The 16,482-nt window shown below is 42.2% G+C and carries 12 protein-coding genes; 9 read left to right on the top strand and 3 right to left on the bottom strand.

The features are described 5' to 3' along the window. The first annotated feature begins 34 nt into the window (after positions 1-34). On the top strand, positions 35-1,342 hold the full coding sequence (locus tag HMPREF1551_RS01635; protein WP_021627262.1) for a cation:proton antiporter: 1,308 nt from the start codon (positions 35-37) through the stop codon (positions 1,340-1,342). 14 nt (positions 1,343-1,356) lie between these two features. After that, entirely contained in the window at positions 1,357-2,109 is a 753-nt protein-coding gene (locus HMPREF1551_RS01630) for a hypothetical protein (RefSeq protein ID WP_021627261.1), read from the top strand. An 11-nt stretch (positions 2,110-2,120) separates the two neighbouring features. Here HMPREF1551_RS01630 and HMPREF1551_RS01625 read toward each other — a convergent pair whose 3' ends face one another. Both HMPREF1551_RS01625 and HMPREF1551_RS01620 read right to left on the bottom strand, forming a co-directional pair. Further along, positions 2,121-2,819 (bottom strand): sulfite exporter TauE/SafE family protein, encoded by a 699-nt coding sequence (locus HMPREF1551_RS01625; protein ID WP_021627260.1) that lies wholly within the window; start codon positions 2,817-2,819, stop codon positions 2,121-2,123. Further along, a complete protein-coding gene (locus tag HMPREF1551_RS01620) occupies positions 2,820-3,281 on the bottom strand; it encodes a FixH family protein (RefSeq protein ID WP_034544094.1) in 462 nt (153 codons plus the stop codon). A 142-nt stretch (positions 3,282-3,423) separates the two neighbouring features. Here HMPREF1551_RS01620 and HMPREF1551_RS01615 point away from each other — a divergent pair, with 142 nt between their 5' ends. From HMPREF1551_RS01615 to HMPREF1551_RS01595, 5 genes are all read left to right on the top strand, one after another. Further along, positions 3,424-4,359, top strand: a complete 936-nt coding sequence (locus HMPREF1551_RS01615; protein ID WP_021627257.1) for a hypothetical protein — start codon at positions 3,424-3,426, stop codon at positions 4,357-4,359. Positions 4,360-4,364: 5 nt separating this feature from the next. Continuing rightward, positions 4,365-6,089 carry a M23 family metallopeptidase gene (locus tag HMPREF1551_RS01610; RefSeq protein ID WP_021627256.1) on the top strand — a complete coding sequence of 575 codons (1,725 nt, stop codon included), beginning with the start codon at positions 4,365-4,367 and terminating at the stop codon, positions 6,087-6,089. Between the two features lie 401 nt (positions 6,090-6,490). Continuing rightward, the gene (locus tag HMPREF1551_RS01605; RefSeq protein WP_155851598.1) at positions 6,491-7,162 is read left to right on the top strand and encodes a hypothetical protein; all 672 of its coding nucleotides are present in this window, start codon (positions 6,491-6,493) and stop codon (positions 7,160-7,162) included. Positions 7,163-7,198: 36 nt separating this feature from the next. After that, positions 7,199-8,347, top strand: a complete 1,149-nt coding sequence (locus HMPREF1551_RS01600) for a hypothetical protein (RefSeq protein ID WP_021627254.1) — start codon at positions 7,199-7,201, stop codon at positions 8,345-8,347. 151 nt (positions 8,348-8,498) lie between these two features. After that, positions 8,499-11,996 carry a reprolysin-like metallopeptidase gene (locus HMPREF1551_RS01595; RefSeq protein WP_021627253.1) on the top strand — a complete coding sequence of 1,166 codons (3,498 nt, stop codon included), beginning with the start codon at positions 8,499-8,501 and terminating at the stop codon, positions 11,994-11,996. 125 nt (positions 11,997-12,121) lie between these two features. On the opposite strand, the gene htpG is transcribed toward HMPREF1551_RS01595, so the two are convergent. Next, positions 12,122-14,011 (bottom strand): molecular chaperone HtpG, encoded by a 1,890-nt coding sequence (htpG, locus tag HMPREF1551_RS01590; RefSeq protein ID WP_034544092.1) that lies wholly within the window; start codon positions 14,009-14,011, stop codon positions 12,122-12,124. 178 nt (positions 14,012-14,189) lie between these two features. Here htpG and HMPREF1551_RS01585 point away from each other — a divergent pair, with 178 nt between their 5' ends. After that, positions 14,190-14,624, top strand: coding sequence for a DUF417 family protein (locus HMPREF1551_RS01585; RefSeq protein WP_021627250.1), 435 nt, complete (start codon positions 14,190-14,192; stop codon positions 14,622-14,624). 21 nt (positions 14,625-14,645) lie between these two features. Continuing rightward, on the top strand, positions 14,646-16,482 hold a 1,837-nt coding region (locus HMPREF1551_RS01580; RefSeq protein WP_021627249.1), incomplete at its 3' end, for a reprolysin-like metallopeptidase.

The following is a 16,482-nucleotide window of genomic DNA, read 5'->3' as shown; positions in this document are numbered from 1 at the left end:
TATTTTCGTATTTTTGCCCAAATAAAAAAATACTATGGAATTATACTACGCTTTTTCAGTAATTATAGTCTTGGCTGCCATATTCTCTTATGTGAATGTCCGTTATATAAAGCTTCCGATGACCATTGGAATTATGGTGGTTGCCATGATTGTTTCTGTTGGGATACGCCTTTTTGGAGAGACCATTTTTGCAGGACTTTCTCATAAATTGGAGAGTCTCTTACAGGGATTTGACTTTACAGAAATCCTTATGGGGGCTATGCTTAATTTCCTACTTTTTGCAGCGGCACTACATATCAATGTCTCGGATTTGAAGGAATATAAGCTCCCTATTTTTACCTATGCTACAGTGAGTGTGGTACTTTCTGCTTTTTTTGTTTCTGCACTACTTTATTATATTGCGCATTGGATAGGGATTGACATTCCTTATGTATATTGCTTGCTCTTCGGTACACTTATCTCCCCTACGGATCCCATTGTGGTCTTGGGGGTTCTCAAGCAGGCCAATGTGCCTAAACGTATCGAGACGAAGATTACCGGTGAGTCTCTCTTCAACGATGGGGTAGCGGTAGTAATGTTTGCCGTAGTGCTCAAGCTGGCAACTGATGCTTCTTTCGAGCCGTCGTTCAATGCCATTACCAAGCTCTTCCTCTTAGAGGCGGGTGGGGGTATCTTCTTAGGGGTAATCCTCGGTTGGCTGGCCTCTGAGATGATGAAAAAAGCGGATGACTACCACGTAAGTGTATTGGTAACCCTTGCGGTGGTGATGGGAGGTTTCTTGATAGCGAAGGCTTCTCATGTGTCTTCGCCTTTGGCTATGGTGATTGCCGGTCTTTTTGTAGGAAATATAGGCAAAAAAGCCAGTAGTGAGGAGAACAGGGATTACCTAAGTAAGTTTTGGGCAATCGTGGATGAGATCATGAATGCGATCCTCTTCCTTTTTATCGGCTTCGAGATGCTACTGATTGATAATTTGGACAAACAGTTCCTTTTGGGTGCTATAGCTATAGTGGTATGTCTGTTAGGGCGTGCCTTGGCCATCTATATTCCTGCACAAACCATCTTGCGCAAGGTTAGCTCCTATTCGCGAGGTTCCCTTATTACCATGGTGTGGGGGGGCGTGCGTGGAGGGGTCTCCATTGCTTTGGTACTTTCTATCCCTCAAGATCAAGGGGCGATGAAGGAAACCCTCTTACAGGTTACTTATATAGTGGTACTCTTCTCTATCCTCGTTCAGGGACTTACGGTGGGTAAGGTAGCCAAAAACGCCTTGTATAGAGATGAGGTAATGCATCGGCTCAAACGTATTAAGGCAGCTCAACTACGCAAACAAAATAGATAAACTCGGTTTCTATTATGAATAGGCTTGGGTGGTACCTACTTTTCTTATTAGCGGCTTACTCCTATGGGCAAGATATCACGGATTGGCAGCGGGAACACCTTCAAAAAGGTGTCAGAACACTCCGTATCAGGGGGTATTATGTTAAGGAAATGGGTCAGTTAGCTCAAAAGGGAGGACTTATAGCCGAGATGAATATCGAAAAGACTTTCGATGCACAGGGGAATATTATCAAAGAAATCTTCTTCGACGAGCACAATGCCGAAACCCTGCGTTATGAATATGTGTATGACAAGCAGAAACTAAAGAAATATAAGCTGCATATAGCTCCCGATAGAAAGCGTATCGGGGTGACCGTCTTCAACTGTGATGGGAGTGGCAACGTGACCAAGGAAGAGGCTTATAATCAGGAGGGAACACTACAATATGCGGCTTTTTATGTGTATGACCAGGAGGGAAGACAGATAGAAAGTAGCTTGCTTCGAGAGGATTTTTCGGCCAAGATTACCTCCACTTACGATTCCAAAGGCCGACTTTTTGAAGAGGAACAGCATATTATCGACCAGCAACAAACCACCCAAAACAAAGCCCGATATCGCTACAACAGCCATGGAGACTATGATAGAATACTCTCCTTACTCAACCGAAATTACGCACAGAAAAATAGCTTTGAGTATAAGTACGATAAGAAAGGAAACTGGATAGGCCGCTTCGAATACCAAGATGGTAAGCCAATAACGATTATCGAAAGACAGATAGAATATTTCTAAGCCCTCTTTGCCTAACAATCTGCTTTAGGATGTAGTAGCAGATGCATATCCGAAGGGGAGAGGTAAGGGATTCCTAATCCTAAGCCACGCAATATAAAAAGGATACCAACTATAATTACGACCATCGGCAACCATTGGTTAAGCCGACGACGTAGGGCTATGGGTAAGAAATCTCCCAAAAGTACCAAAAGCAGTAGCAGCGGAATGGTACCCAGCCCAAAAGCAGTCATATAGCCCATACTACCCCATAGGCTGCCCATAGCCAAAGCCCCAAAAAGAGCTGTATAGACCAAGCCGCAGGGCAATAAGCCATTGAGAAAACCAATAAGGAGGGAACTGATAAGGGTCTTTTTGGTGAGTTGCTTACCTAAGGCCTGCTTCAAGAGGGCAAACCCTTTGAGCAATGGGTTCCCTACGCCTTCTATGGAGATATGAAAGAGCGAAAAAATCCCCATTCCTATCATGATAATACCAGCCAAGATGGAGAACTCCTGCTGGTATTCGGCTATAAAAAGCCCTTCTCCGACCACTCCGAAAAGCAATCCTATTAGGCTATAAGCCAGAGTCTTACCTGTGAAATAAATGGCTAACTGCAAGTAGCGGTACCCCTTGCGTTGTCTTTGCATAGGGACAAGAAGGGCAATGGGCCCACACATACCCACGCAGTGCAGGCTGCCCAATAACCCTAAGGTGAAAGCAAGCAGATACATCTAATAATTGACTTTGTCTGATAGGCTTAGGTAGTTCTTCCCTTCAAAGGCATATTCCACACGGATATTCCAGCGCCCAGCCTTTAGTAAGTTGTCCGGAATGACCAGCGAACAACCATCAAGGGTAGTGATAGGGAGCGTAAAATCTAACTTGCTATCCGAGGGGCGATAGCAGAAAATCACCCCAATGACCTCCTTACCAGTTACCACGGTAGGAAAATCCAAGCGGATACCCTCCTTGGCACCCTCTCTGTAGGAGAGATCCACCTGCATATGAGCTTCAAGGGTTGCCTTTTCAGCATCTATATTCTTTTGAAAGTCTAGCTCCTGAGCATAATAGTTCTCCGTAACCAGCTCGTGGTCGTATTTCTTATCCACCAAGGTGATGACAAAAAAGTACATGATAAAGCCCGAAAAGGCCAGTATAGCCAGCAATATGCCGGTACCCCAACTGATTTTCATAAGTCTTTTTTTTGAGAGCAAAATTACTACAAAAAAAGGAATTATAACTCATAAATCTATAGATTTTTTTGATAGTAATACGCTCGGTTCTGAAAAATAATTAGTACCTTTGCAGAAAATTCTGAACTATGAGTTACAATGTATGAAAAATAGTTTGTTTATATTGCTCTTTATTGGCTTATTAAGTTGTTCTGATAGAAAAAGTAATGAGCAGAGGATTCAAAAAACACCTCCTCAAGAGAGTTTTACCCCGCCTGAAGCTATAGATCAGCAGGAGATACTTACCATGAAGCCCTATAAGACCTTAGAGGATGATATCCTGATGCTTAAAAATGTGGCTTTCTGTAAGTGCTTAGGGCAAGAACACGAACGTATAAAAAAGCAAAACCCTCATACCTATACTTGGATACCAGATGGCACTTTAGGGGGGTATGTACAGTGTAGTAATTTAGATTTGGAGTGGATCGTAGCAAATCCTACCCTTGATAGGCTCGTAAGCCAATGGTTAGACAAGCCTTATTACAATATTTATCAAAAGAATACACCACAAAAAGCATATCCTACTTATATGAAGTGCTTGGATTTCTACAATAGTGAGGGGCTAAAGAAGTATTTGGATTCGGTAAGAAAAGAGCTAAAAGAGCGATATGCAGACAATCAGCAGTATATAACTCCTGATACAAAAACAGCGCCTGCTCCTTATTACAAGAGACCTCTCTTACAGAAAAAACATAAAACAATAGAGGACAAAGGGTCGCTGCTTAAAAATATAGCCTTTTGTAATTGTATGGAGTATGAAGCGGAACAAATCAGCCAGCAAGCGCCTGACCAATATCATTTGGCTTTTGATAATAGCATAGCCGCTTATAGTAGTGCTTTGGATAGTAGCCTTACAAAGGAAATTCCAGCGCTGAGCATGCTTGTAGAGAAGTGGCATCAAAAACCATATGAAGCTAAACCCTTAGAAGGAGATACAGCAAAAACCTATCTTATTATCATGAAGTGTATAGACTTCTATAATAGTAAAACCCTTGAAAAACATATAGATTCTCTTAAACAACTAACGACTAACAACTAACAATTATGCTAAGGTTTCTTATTGCATTTTTTTCTTTCTCTTTTTCTCTTTTGTATGCCCAGCAGCAGGTAGCCTCACAAAGGGAGTTTCCTAAGGATTATTTCGGTTCGCCCCTGGATATTCCCCTCTCCTATGCAGGGAATTTCTGCGAATTGCGCCCTAACCACTTCCATGGTGGCTTGGATATCAAAACCGATGGTAAGGAGGGGCTTAAGGTATATGCCGCTGCGGAGGGTTTTGTCTCTTGTATCAAGGTGAGTACCTACGGCTATGGAAAGGTCATGTATATAGACCACCCCAATGGCTATACCACCGTCTACGCGCACTTGCAGAAGTTTGCTCCCGAGATAGAAAAATTTGTCAAGCAACGCCAATACCTTTTGGAGAAATTCGATGTGGATATAGAGTTCAAGCCCACTGATTTTCCTGTCAAAAAAGGGGATTGGGTAGCCCTTAGTGGGAATACAGGTGGCAGCGGAGGCCCGCATCTGCATTTTGAAATTCGCGATACCCAAACCACCAATGCCTTCAATCCTTTGCTCTTCGGCTATCCCTCTCAGGATGATATTGCCCCCCAAGTGTACAAGCTCGTAGCCTATCCCATTGGAGAGGAATCGGCGATCGAAGGGGTGCAAGAGGAACGCGATGTACTCTTAGGAAAGGATAAAAAAGGGGAGGGTTACCTCACTTCCAAAATCAATGCCCAAGGGCGTATAGGCCTGGGGGTATATACCTTGGATAAGATGAATGGTACTCGCAATACCTATGGGGTGTATCGTATTTCCCTTTGGGTCAATGGCTCCGAAAAGCTTTCTTATACCTTTGATGAGCTGGTCAAAGGGGAGGATCCTTACCTTAATACCTTGATCGACTTCCCGCTCTATATCAAGACAGGAGCACGTGTACAGCACCTTTACCGCGAACCTCATAACAAGCTCTCTATCTATACCACACCTCCCGAGAGTGATGGCATCATCCAAGTGGAGGATGGGATGACTTACCTTGTAGAGGTTAAAATAGAGGACTTCAACCAGAATGTAACCACTCTTAACCTGACAATAGATGGGAAAAAGGAACCTATCACTGGCCTTCGCCCTGTAAATAAGGGTACTCCCTTGGTTGCCAAGCGAGATAATATGTACAAAACGGACAATATGACCGTCTATATCCCTGAAGATACCTTCTTTCATGATACTTTTGTGGATGTAAAGCAAAAAGGAGACACCCTCTTGGTTATGGCACCGACCCAACCCCTTCAGAAGCAGTACAATATCGTCTTTGATGCCTCCCGATATACCCAGGCACAACTCCCATATGTATGTATCGCTTCCGTAAAGGGGAAAACACCTAAGAAATATTACCAATATACCTACCGCAAGGATAATATCCTTTCGGCTAAGATCAAGACCTTAGGCCGCTTTGTCCTAACCACTGACACCAAAGCCCCAGAGATAAAGCCCCTGAATATCTCCAAGACGAAGAATAATGTAGCCAAGCTCGACAAACTCAAGTTCAACATTACCGATGACTTCAGTGGTATAGGTAGTTTCTCTGCCACCCTCAACGGCAAGTGGGTACTGATGGAGTACGAACACAAGCAGAAGATGCTCTTCTTTACCCTCGCCGATCGCTACTTCACTCCCGAGGAAGACTATACCTTTACCCTTACCGTTGCCGACAAAGTGGGGAATGAAAGCACCTTTACCATTCCATTGGTCTACAAACCGTAGATAGCAACTAACGACGAGTCACATACTCGCTTGCAGGTATTCAGTGACTTTAGCTAGTGTCTACATCAGAAGAGCTTGTAGCTCATGTAAATTAGTAAGGTAGAATAAAAAAATATTCAAAAAAAATTGTAACAATAAAATTTTTTGTAAATTTGTACCCTCTCAAAGAGTGAATTAAGAGAACATAATATAAAAGACATACAGCGTTTCGCTTTATCATTTCCTGATTTCTGAAAACGACCAATTTTTGAATACTACAGGAAAGTGAAGTGGAAATGCCTACCATAGCGTAGGCATTCCTTTTGCTTTGTAGTATAGCCTTTGGTCGGGCTTCAGAAATCAAGCAGATAGGAATGTTTGCGCTTTTTTATTGTTTAGAAGAAATTTCAAATTATATTATAATGAAACAATTATCTACAATAGCTGTCTTCTTGACAATGGTAGTTTGCTATTCACAGGACATGATCACAACTAAAAGAGGTGAAGATATCAAAGCAAAAGTATTAGAAATAACTTTTCATGAGGTGAAATATAAAAAAGCAGAAAATATAGAGGGGCCTACCTATGCAATATCAAAATCTGATATTTTGTTGATCCGTTATGAAAATGGTTCAAAAGATATCTTCAATCAAGAAGAGATGATAGAAAAGAAGGAAATAAAAAATTATATTACAGTGCTTGATAAACGCTATTTCTTTAATGGAGAACCTATAAAAAGGAAAAAAATAGGAGAAATATTATATCAAGATGAACAGGCTAGGAAAATATATAAGAAATCGCAAAGTTATAAAACAGGAGCCATTATTGGAGGTTCAATCGGTGTAACATTGGCAACATTATCCTTGATACAAAATATTATGAATTTTGGACAAGAATCAAAAATGAAGATGGATAAAAATATCATGGATTATGCAGGTTTTGCAATTATTATACCTTCTTATTTTTTAAGGAGGAAGTCTAATAAATTGAAGATAGAAGCAATAGAAACATATAATAAGAATCAGATGAATAAAAAAATAACAATAAATCCTGTGATATTTTCTAATGGATTAGGAATTACTATTCATTTTTAGAATTTAGAAACTGAACATTTTATAAATACTATACTTATGAAAAAGATTTTTTTATTACTTGTAGCAACTGCTATGATAGCAGGCGGGTGTCAAAAAGTAGAACCAAAGCATTCTATAAGAGAAAGAGAAGAACCTAAAGCGACAACAGCAAGGGTCAATGTACAAATTATTCCAATAGGAGAAAAGATAGAAAAAGAGTATCTAAAGGTGAAATTGGGAAATATAGAAAAACATGCTTTTAAAGGAAATTTAGGAAAATATGAAGCAGAATTTACAAATATTCCTTTTGGACATTATGTTTGTGAAGTAGAAAAAGTAGATAACTATTCAATTACTACAGAAAACCCTACTGATGCAATATTAGTATTACATGAGAGAAATTCATATGCCTCAATTACATTCTATATAATAAAGAAAAGAGATAAAAATAACAGTGAAGATAATAATATTGATAATAACAATTCCAATAATGAATCAGATAATAACGAACCAGTAGATAATAGTTGGTCAGATACCTCCCAAAATAGAATTACGTGGTTAAAAACAGAAAGACAGGATATGGAATTAAGAGGTAAAGTAAAAACTCTTAAAGAACAGGGGCAATACTATGATGGACAAAGCTATTCTAAGGTTATTAATTTTGATGAAGAAGGAAATATTATTACATATCGAATGAATGGTAGAGAAACAACTTACACCTATGATAGAAATGGATACCTAACTACAGTTATGCATGGAGGTGAAAATGGAGAAGTAGGTAGATATACCTATGATATACCTAATAAAGAAGTAACGGAAACTTGGTATCTTAATGGACGACAAGAATCACAAAGAAGTAAAAAGTATAATGAAAAGGGATTGCTAATAAAAAGCTATGGGACAACTTATAAATATGATGATAAAAATAATCTGATAGAGGAAGATCGTGGTATACAGGAGAGAAAAACAGTGTATATAAACACCTATAATAATAAAGGATATCTTTTAAAAGTAGAAAGAAAGGATGATGGTTGGACTATATATGAAGAAGTTTATACTTATCAAAATGGTAATTTGGTGAGTAAGATTCGTACACAAAATAGCTCAATAAGTAAGGAAATTTATAAGAATTATGATGTAAAAAGGAATTGGACTCTAAGAGAAGTTGATGGTAAGGTTCAAAGAAGAGAGATTACTTATTACTAAAAAAGTATAAGAACATAATAGAGGTTATCTTTTTGATAATCTCTATTTGTTATAATTTTAAGAAAGGTATTAATTGTTAAATAAAATATCAAAAAATACTTTTTTGTTTAGAAAAAAAATCGTAAATTAGCACTTTGAAAAATCTTCTAAAATGAAAGCTATTTTTCGTTTTTTGTTTCTACTCATTGGGTTGCAAGTGCTTCAAGCGCAGGATAATCTGCAAGCGATAAACCAACACTTTGCACAGTCTTCCTCGGTTGTATGGTCTCTTACCCTTCCTCATACCAAAGAGCCGCTCCCTATTCATTGGCAAGAACGCCAAGGGACTTTCAACAGCAAGGGGTATCGTTCCTTTGTGGGCTACTATGGAGAGACCTTTGTAGGGACACTTACCCTAAGTGAGCAAACGCTCTTCGGAGAAATCCTCTATGGAGGCAAGTCCTATGTGCTGACTGTTTCTGATGCAGGAGTTCTGCAACTCACCCAAGAGCAGAAGACACGTTGTGGGGCAGCAGCTATTCAAAAGAAAAATACTTCTAAAGCCAGCCGTGGCGTGGGGTTCCGGAATGCTTTTCCCGAGAGTGATGAGGATAAAAACGACCCTCCCATCACCCCTCCTACCCCATATAACTTGCTCTACCCCAAGAGCCTAATCCATACCGATGGGGTGTGGCGACTCTACCGATTGGCGCTACCAGTGGATTATAGCTACTATATCATGAAAAAACCTTTCAACGGTAATAAGGCTAAGATAAAGGCTTTTTGGTATGCTACCGAAACCTTTCTCAATGAGCTCTATGGCAATGATATAGGGGTACACTTTGAGTTAATCGATGATGATCGACTTATTATTACCTCCCAAGAAAACGCACTCTTCCCTAAAAAAGTAAGTGGTAATGAGGTGGTTAATAATGCAACAGAGATCTTTAACAAGTATTACAATCCTAAGAACTATGACCTGGCGGTTGTTCTAACCGATTTTAGGGAGCGTTACAATGGCTTAGCTGCTGTATATTCCGCCTACCAACAACACCAAAAGGCCAGTGCCGCCGCTCGCCCTGTGGGGCCTTCTACCATAGCGCATGAGATAGGTCACATGTTTGGGGCTGACCATACTTTCTCCAATGGAGGGGTCTATTCCGAGAAAACGGAAACCGATAGGGGGCAGTCCATTATGAGTTATGGTCATGAGTATCCCCGTGATTTCTTCTCCTTGGTGAGTGTCCAAATTATTCGCGCTTTCTTGGGTAATTCTATGGCCTATTATGCCGATAGAGCCTATACCCAAGAGAGAGGAAAACGAGTAGAGGGAACCGGGACAAATTTAGTATATGGTGTGAAAACCCAAAATAGACCTCCATCCTTGGAGCGTGCACGCCTTAAGCAGGAATATGTAATACCTCAGAATACTTATTTCCAGTTCTATCTCACCGCTACTGACCCTGAAGGGGATGCACTTACCTATATGGCTCATCCTGCCGATAGGCGCTTCCATTCTTCTCGGTCTAATGCGCAGTTCCTCACTTACAAGGGAACAGCAAGCAGTCATATCCGTTTCCAAGAGGAATGGTTCGAGGTAGAACGCAATACCTTTGCGGTGGCCAAAGGGACGGTCTCCTATCACCCTGGTACTTTTACTTTTTGGTTGGGTGTAGCCGACCATAACAAGAAGGATCCTCACCATGTTCCTCAGTATGATGTGGTGGAAACTAAAGTAAAAATCGTAAAAGGCAAACCCTTTGAGATCCAAGGTTTTGATAATGGCGCTAAGTACAAGCCCAATAAGGTGTATCATGCGGGCGATCGTCTTACACTTCACTGGCAGGTGGATACCAATATTTTCCAAGAAAAGAGCAAAGTGCGTATTCTCCTCTCTGATGATTCAGGCAAGACCTATAAGTATGTCCTCGTAGAGGAAGCTCCCAATAATGGTAGTTGTGAGATTACACTCCCTAATGTAGCCATTGGTACCACTCATGGGTACTTTGGAAATCCCAAAGGGCAGGGGGTTATCAAGGTAGAAGTAATTGATGGCTTGGCTTATGCCCTTTCTACAAAGTCACCTTATAAGGATGGTGGGTTTATCCTTGAGAAGAACAATAAGGCGCAAGCTCCTTTAGCTTTTGTAACTAGTTCCCTGCCACCGCAGCAGCTCATAGTCACTTGTACAGAGGCTATTCCTTCGCCCACTACCATAGCCCTACAAGGTGGTTGTGGAGCCATTACCAAAACTGTGCAACAGCAGTCTCTATCCATAGCTAAGTTCTGTTATGCACTTAAGCGAACTTATACCTTTACAGATGAGTGTCAAGCCCAACTTACTTTTGAACAGACAATCATGGTCAAGGACGAGCAATCTCCTAATTTTGTAGGGCCTTTGCCTAAAGACTTAACCATAGAGGAGGGAACACCGATACCTGCTCAGGCGACCCTTACAGCCACCGACAATTGTCAAGAGGTAAAGGTAGTGACCAATCAGCAACAACAACTTAAGGAAGGAAGGCTTGCTAAGGTGATTTACCAATGGGTGGCTACGGACAATTGTGCTAATAGTACCACCTATACACAGGTTATTACCATTACCCCCAGAGCACCCCTTATGTTTTTGACAGCTGACCTTCCCAAGGATGTAGAACTATCTTGTACCGCAGCACTTCCCCAAGTAATGACATTACATACCGAGGGGGGATGTCCACCGATTTCACTTACTTATAAGGATGTCAAGCAACAGGGCTCTTGTCCAGAGGCTTATACCCTCTTGCGTACCTATACCGCTACCGATCACTGTGGTACGGCTATTCACTATACCCAACGCATCGTAGTATCTGATAATACAGCACCAACTTTTGTGGGACAACTCCCTCAAGATCAGCGTATAGAGGAAGGAACACCACTACCTAAGCCTGTAACTCTTACCGCAATTGATGATTGTGGAAAAGCAACAGTAGCCTTTCAAAAGACAAAAATAAAAGGAACTCCGGATAAGGTCTTATACCAATGGATAGCCTCCGATGCGTGTGGCAACAAGGTAATGCATACCCAAACGATTACCTTAGTGCCCAAACCAGCACCCAAGCCTGATCCGATCCCAGTGCCAAAGCCGACTCCCACACCTAAGCTTGATCCGACCCCAGTGCCTAAACCCGATCCGGCTCCAGTACCTAAACCTGATCCGATCCCAGCGCCAAAGCCGACTCCCAAGCCTGATCCGGCTCCCACACCTAAGCCCGATCCGACCCCAGTGCCTAAGCCCGATCCGATCCCAGCGCCAAAGCCGACTCCCAAGCCCGATCCAGCTCCAGTACCAAAGCCAGACCCTATCCCCTCGTTACCTAATAGTGTCGAGGAAATACGTCCTATAGTGGTATATAATGCAGTTTCTTCAGAAGATGGTTCGGAAAACTATTTCAAAGTAGAAAATACAGATCCTAATACTCCTATAGAAGTACTTATTTTTAATGAAATGGGTATTCCTGTATACGAAAATGACCATTACCAAGCTCAAGGAGACTACTTTACAGGCTATGCCAATGTAAGAGGGGTAGTGGCTCGTGGCCAACGCCTTCCATCGGGTACCTATTTCTATGTACTCTCCTATGTTCATGGAGGCAGACAAGAAACAAAGAAGGGATTTCTTTATCTAAAATAAAACAGCCCCTGCCCCCATAAAATAACAGAGGTTATCGAAAAGGATAACCTCTGTTTATTTCTTTATTATAATAAAGACACCAATTGTTAATCATTAGTCACTAGTCATTTGTCATTAGTCACTAGCTATTGGTTATTGGTCATTATCTCAAAGCTTCGTTTGACAAATGTGGTAAGGGCTTCACCTTTTAAGAGTCCTTGGGAGAGACGTGCTAAGTCAAAAGACTGACTGATAAGTGCCTTGCGAGCAGCTTCGTCAGCAGTGGAAAGGATCTGGCTGGCTAAGGGGCTGTTGGTATTCACCACCAGGTTGTACATCTCAGGGAAGCCTCCGAAGCCCATACCTCCGCCTACAGCTTGCATCTCCTTCATACGGCGCATGAACTCGGGCTGGGTGATACGGAAAGGGGCTGCTTGGCTATCCAAGGCTTCAGGCTGTACGGTATAGGCGGTGTTCTCTATCGCGTTGGTTACCAAGTCTTTGAGTTTTTCTGTTTCCTCTTCGGAGAGCTTGGAGAGCAGGGGTTCGTCCTTCTTGATGAGGTTCTCTATAGAATCAGCATCCACGCGGGCAAAGCTAATTTTCTCTTGGGTAGTCTCTAATTTTTGAATTAGGTGTGATACCAAGGGGGAATCCAAAAGTACGACTTCATAGCCTTTGGCCTCTGCCTCAGCGATATAGCTGTGTTGGGCATCTTTGTTTTGAGCATAGAGGATGACAGTTTGCTCGTCTTTATTAGTTTGTAGCGGCTTGATCTTCTCTATAAGTTCCTCAAAGGTGTAGTATTTGCCACTTACAGTAGGGTATAGGGCGAATTTTTGGGCTTTTTCGAAGAATTTTTCTTCGGAGAGCATACCATATTCTATGACGATTTTGATATCGTTCCACTTTTTCTCAAAATCCTCGCGATTTTCCTTGAAAAGGGATTGGAGCTTATCGGCCACCTTGCGGGTTACATAGCTGGAGATTTTCTTTACATTCCCATCGGCTTGTAGGTAGGAGCGGGAGACATTTAGCGGAATATCAGGGGAGTCGATTACCCCACGCAAGAGGGTCAAGAACTCGGGGACAATCCCTTCCACATTGTCGGTTACGAAAACTTGATTTTGATAGAGCTGGATTCTATCCTTTTGCAACTGCAAGTCATTGGTTAGCTTAGGGAAGTAGAGGATACCAGTGAGGTGGAACGGATAATCTACATTCAGGTGAATGCTGAACATAGGATCCTCATACTGTGTGGGATAGAGTTCGTGGTAGAACGCCTTATAATCCTCCTCGCTAAGCTCTGAAGGCTGTTTGGTCCAGGCCGGAGTAGGGTTATTGATGATGTTGTCCACTTCCTTGTATTCTGTTTTGTAGTCCTCAGGGGCATTTTCAGGTCGGGGAAGGGCTTCCTTGCGCATACCCATTTTGATAGGAATGGGCATAAACCTATTATATTTCACCAAAAGCTGGCGTATCTTGCTCTCTTGCAAGAACTCAGCAGAATCTTCGGCTATGTGGAGGATAATTTCGGTACCATGTGCTTCTTTCTGGATAGGTTCTATACTATAGGCAGGCGAACCATCACACTCCCAACGTACCGCTTGGGCACCTTCCTTATAGGAGCGGGTCAAGATTTCTACCTTGTCGGCCACCATAAAAGCGGAGTAGAAGCCCAAACCGAAATGTCCAATGATACCTGCATCTTTGGCTGAGTCCTTGTATTTGTTAAGGAACTCTTCGGCTCCAGAGAAGGCGATTTGGTTGATATATTTCTCTACTTCCTCCTCGGTCATCCCGATTCCTTGGTCGATGATATGGAGCTTCTTATCTTCCTTATCTACCTTTACCTCAATGATGGGATTACCATAAGGGATTTTCGCTTCGCCTATTTGGCAGAGGTGCTTGAGCTTAAGGGTAGCATCGGTAGCATTGGAGATTAGTTCACGAAGGAAAATCTCGTGGTCACTGTATAAGAATTTTTTGATGAGTGGAAAGATATTTTCCACAGAAACATTTATTTGTCCTTTCATGGTATTCGTTTTTTGCCTATCCCTTAGCAAAGATAATGCCGTACGCATAAGGCTGACAAAATGGCAGAAAGGTTTTGAGTTTTAAGTCTTGAGTTTTGAATGGATGAGAAATTTTATTATTTACTATTTGTTTTTTACTTAAAAAATCGTAACTTTGCAATTGAAATAAATTATAAAAATGAAAAATAGTAGTACCGCCCTATGTTACAAAATAGGGTATTACATCAGCCTTTTTGGAGTAGCAACTATTCTACTCTGGATAGGAGCATTCAAGTTTACACACACTGAGGCAGAGGGAATTAAACCCTTGGTAGAACATAGCTTTCTGCTCTCATGGCTTTATAAAATACTGAGCTTGCAAGGAGTTTCCAATCTCATAGGCGTAATAGAGATAGCCATAGCACTGGCACTGATAGTAGGGATATACTCACCAATAGTACGTAAATTAGCCTTTGTAGGTTGTACGATTACTTTTCTTATTACTTTGAGTTTTCTTTTTACCTCTGCTAAAACCTATTACTACATAGAAGGAGTTCCCGTTACCGATTTTTTTATTTTAAAGGATATTCCTATGTTAGGATTTGGAATGATAAGTGTGAATAAGCCTAAGTAGTTGAGAACTAACAATTAAGAAATGAGATTTTTTATCTGTATTTTATTATTGGGGATTGCCCAGCTAAGGGCACAGCCGACGATTGCCAATACACAAACGCTAAAAGTCTATCGCTTGGCAATTCATGTGCCTTATAATACCTATAGTAGTTGGGTTTTTGATAAAGGCACCCAAAAGGTAAAGCAGTTTTGGCAACAAACAGAGCACTTCCTCAACCAGATGTACGAGCGGGACTTAGGAGTGCGCTTTGAGTTGGTTAGCGATGAGCGACTTATCATCACCGATCCGGCGAAGGAGACCTTTACTCGTGCACATAATGCCAGCTATATCATAGGCCTCTCTACACAAGTGATCAATGAGCTGATAGGCAGCGATGCCTACGATGTGGGCATCTGTGTGACCTATTTTACAAATAAGAGGAAAAGCCTGGTATTGCGAGGACTTTCTCATATTGGGGGTGTATATCACAATGAACATAAAGGAGCCGCTGTAGCGGTACCCACCAAGGAGGTGATTGCTCATGAGATAGGCCACCTTTTCGGAGGGCGACATACCTTTAGCGGTACGAATTTTGACTATGCCAGTGAGAAAACAGAGTACGACAAGGGACAATCAGTCATGAGTTCGGGTAGCCCTCGGGACTTCTTCTCACTCTCCAGTATAGCCCTGATTCGCAAGTATCTCGCCGAGCAGGGAGGCCATCGGGCTAAGGATATAGCCTTAGGTACAGCACCTCCTCGTATTGATAAGACAAAAATAAAGCCCCAATATACCCTGCCTAAGGATACTTATTTTGCTTTTGCCATACCTGCTACCGACCCCGATAGCAGGCAGCTCCATTATAGGGCAGAACAACATGATGTGCGCTTGGGTGAGGAGGCTTCGGTAGCTCAATATACCATTCCTCAGCCGACGACTTCCCCTTTGGTAGCTTTCAAACGACAATATAGCCAGCAAACAGGCAAAGAGGTTGCCAATAGTTGGTTAGGGCAGCAGCAAACAGGAAACTTTACCTTTTGGTTGGCCGTGAGTGACACCCCAAGTGATGGCACTTCTGACTATATCACCCAATATGACTTGGCTGAAACCCAGTTGCTACTCAAGGAGGGTACCCCTTTTAAAATCACTACCGCTACAGCGAATAAGACTTATAAAGGGGGGAGCAAACTCAGCCTTACTTGGTCGGTGGATAGGGAGCTATTCAAGGATACCAAGGTGCGGATCTTGCTCTCCGAAGACCATGGACAGACCTACCCTTACCTTTTAGCGGATGCGGTGGATAATACCGGAAGCTATGAGCTTACCCTACCCAATATTCCGATAAGAAAGCAGCTCTATGGTAGTTCAGGGCTTGAAGTAGGTGCAGGGGTGATTAAGGTAGAGGTGATAGACCATATCGCCTTTGCTGTTACAGATGAAAATCCTCAAGCAGGAGGCGGCTTTATCCTCGAAAAAGAGGAAAACTTGCCACTTGCCTTTGTACCTCCTTTACCCCAAGATAAAACCATAGAAGAAGGACAGCCGCTTCCTGCTCAAGCAACGCTTAGCGCGGTAGGTCCTTGTAGTATTCCTACCGTAACCCCTTCAGTAACAGAGGAAAGAAAAGAGGGCAAACTCACAAAAATCACTTACCAATGGCTTGCCACTGACTCTTGTGGCAATCAGGAGACTCATATCCAGGTAATTACGATCCATCTTAAAAAGCAGGAGCCAACCCCTACACCGGAACCAAAGCCTGCCCCCAAGCCGGAGCCTGCCCCAGTGCCTACAACGGAACCAAAGCCAACCCCCAAGCCAGAGTCCACTCCAGTGCCTACACCGGAACCAAAACCTGCCCCCAAGCCGGAACCTACTCCAG

Origin of the sequence: Capnocytophaga sp. oral taxon 863 str. F0517 (genome assembly GCF_000466425.1) — a bacterium.
In the GTDB taxonomy this organism is placed as follows: Bacteria; Bacteroidota; Bacteroidia; order Flavobacteriales; family Flavobacteriaceae; genus Capnocytophaga.
This window is presented reverse-complemented; position numbering and strand designations above follow the sequence as displayed.

What these genes read in the sequence shown, in the direction of transcription:
- HMPREF1551_RS01635 (WP_021627262.1), top strand. Translation starts at nt 35, where the DNA reads ATGGAATTATACTACGCTTTTTCAGTAATTATAGTCTTGGCTGCCATA.
- HMPREF1551_RS01630 (WP_021627261.1), top strand. Translation starts at nt 1,357, where the DNA reads ATGAATAGGCTTGGGTGGTACCTACTTTTCTTATTAGCGGCTTACTCC.
- HMPREF1551_RS01625 (WP_021627260.1), bottom strand. Translation starts at nt 2,819, where the DNA reads ATGTATCTGCTTGCTTTCACCTTAGGGTTATTGGGCAGCCTGCACTGC.
- HMPREF1551_RS01620 (WP_034544094.1), bottom strand. Translation starts at nt 3,281, where the DNA reads ATGAAAATCAGTTGGGGTACCGGCATATTGCTGGCTATACTGGCCTTT.
- HMPREF1551_RS01615 (WP_021627257.1), top strand. Translation starts at nt 3,424, where the DNA reads ATGAAAAATAGTTTGTTTATATTGCTCTTTATTGGCTTATTAAGTTGT.
- HMPREF1551_RS01610 (WP_021627256.1), top strand. Translation starts at nt 4,365, where the DNA reads ATGCTAAGGTTTCTTATTGCATTTTTTTCTTTCTCTTTTTCTCTTTTG.
- HMPREF1551_RS01605 (WP_155851598.1), top strand. Translation starts at nt 6,491, where the DNA reads ATGAAACAATTATCTACAATAGCTGTCTTCTTGACAATGGTAGTTTGC.
- HMPREF1551_RS01600 (WP_021627254.1), top strand. Translation starts at nt 7,199, where the DNA reads ATGAAAAAGATTTTTTTATTACTTGTAGCAACTGCTATGATAGCAGGC.
- HMPREF1551_RS01595 (WP_021627253.1), top strand. Translation starts at nt 8,499, where the DNA reads ATGAAAGCTATTTTTCGTTTTTTGTTTCTACTCATTGGGTTGCAAGTG.
- htpG (WP_034544092.1), bottom strand. Translation starts at nt 14,011, where the DNA reads ATGAAAGGACAAATAAATGTTTCTGTGGAAAATATCTTTCCACTCATC.
- HMPREF1551_RS01585 (WP_021627250.1), top strand. Translation starts at nt 14,190, where the DNA reads ATGAAAAATAGTAGTACCGCCCTATGTTACAAAATAGGGTATTACATC.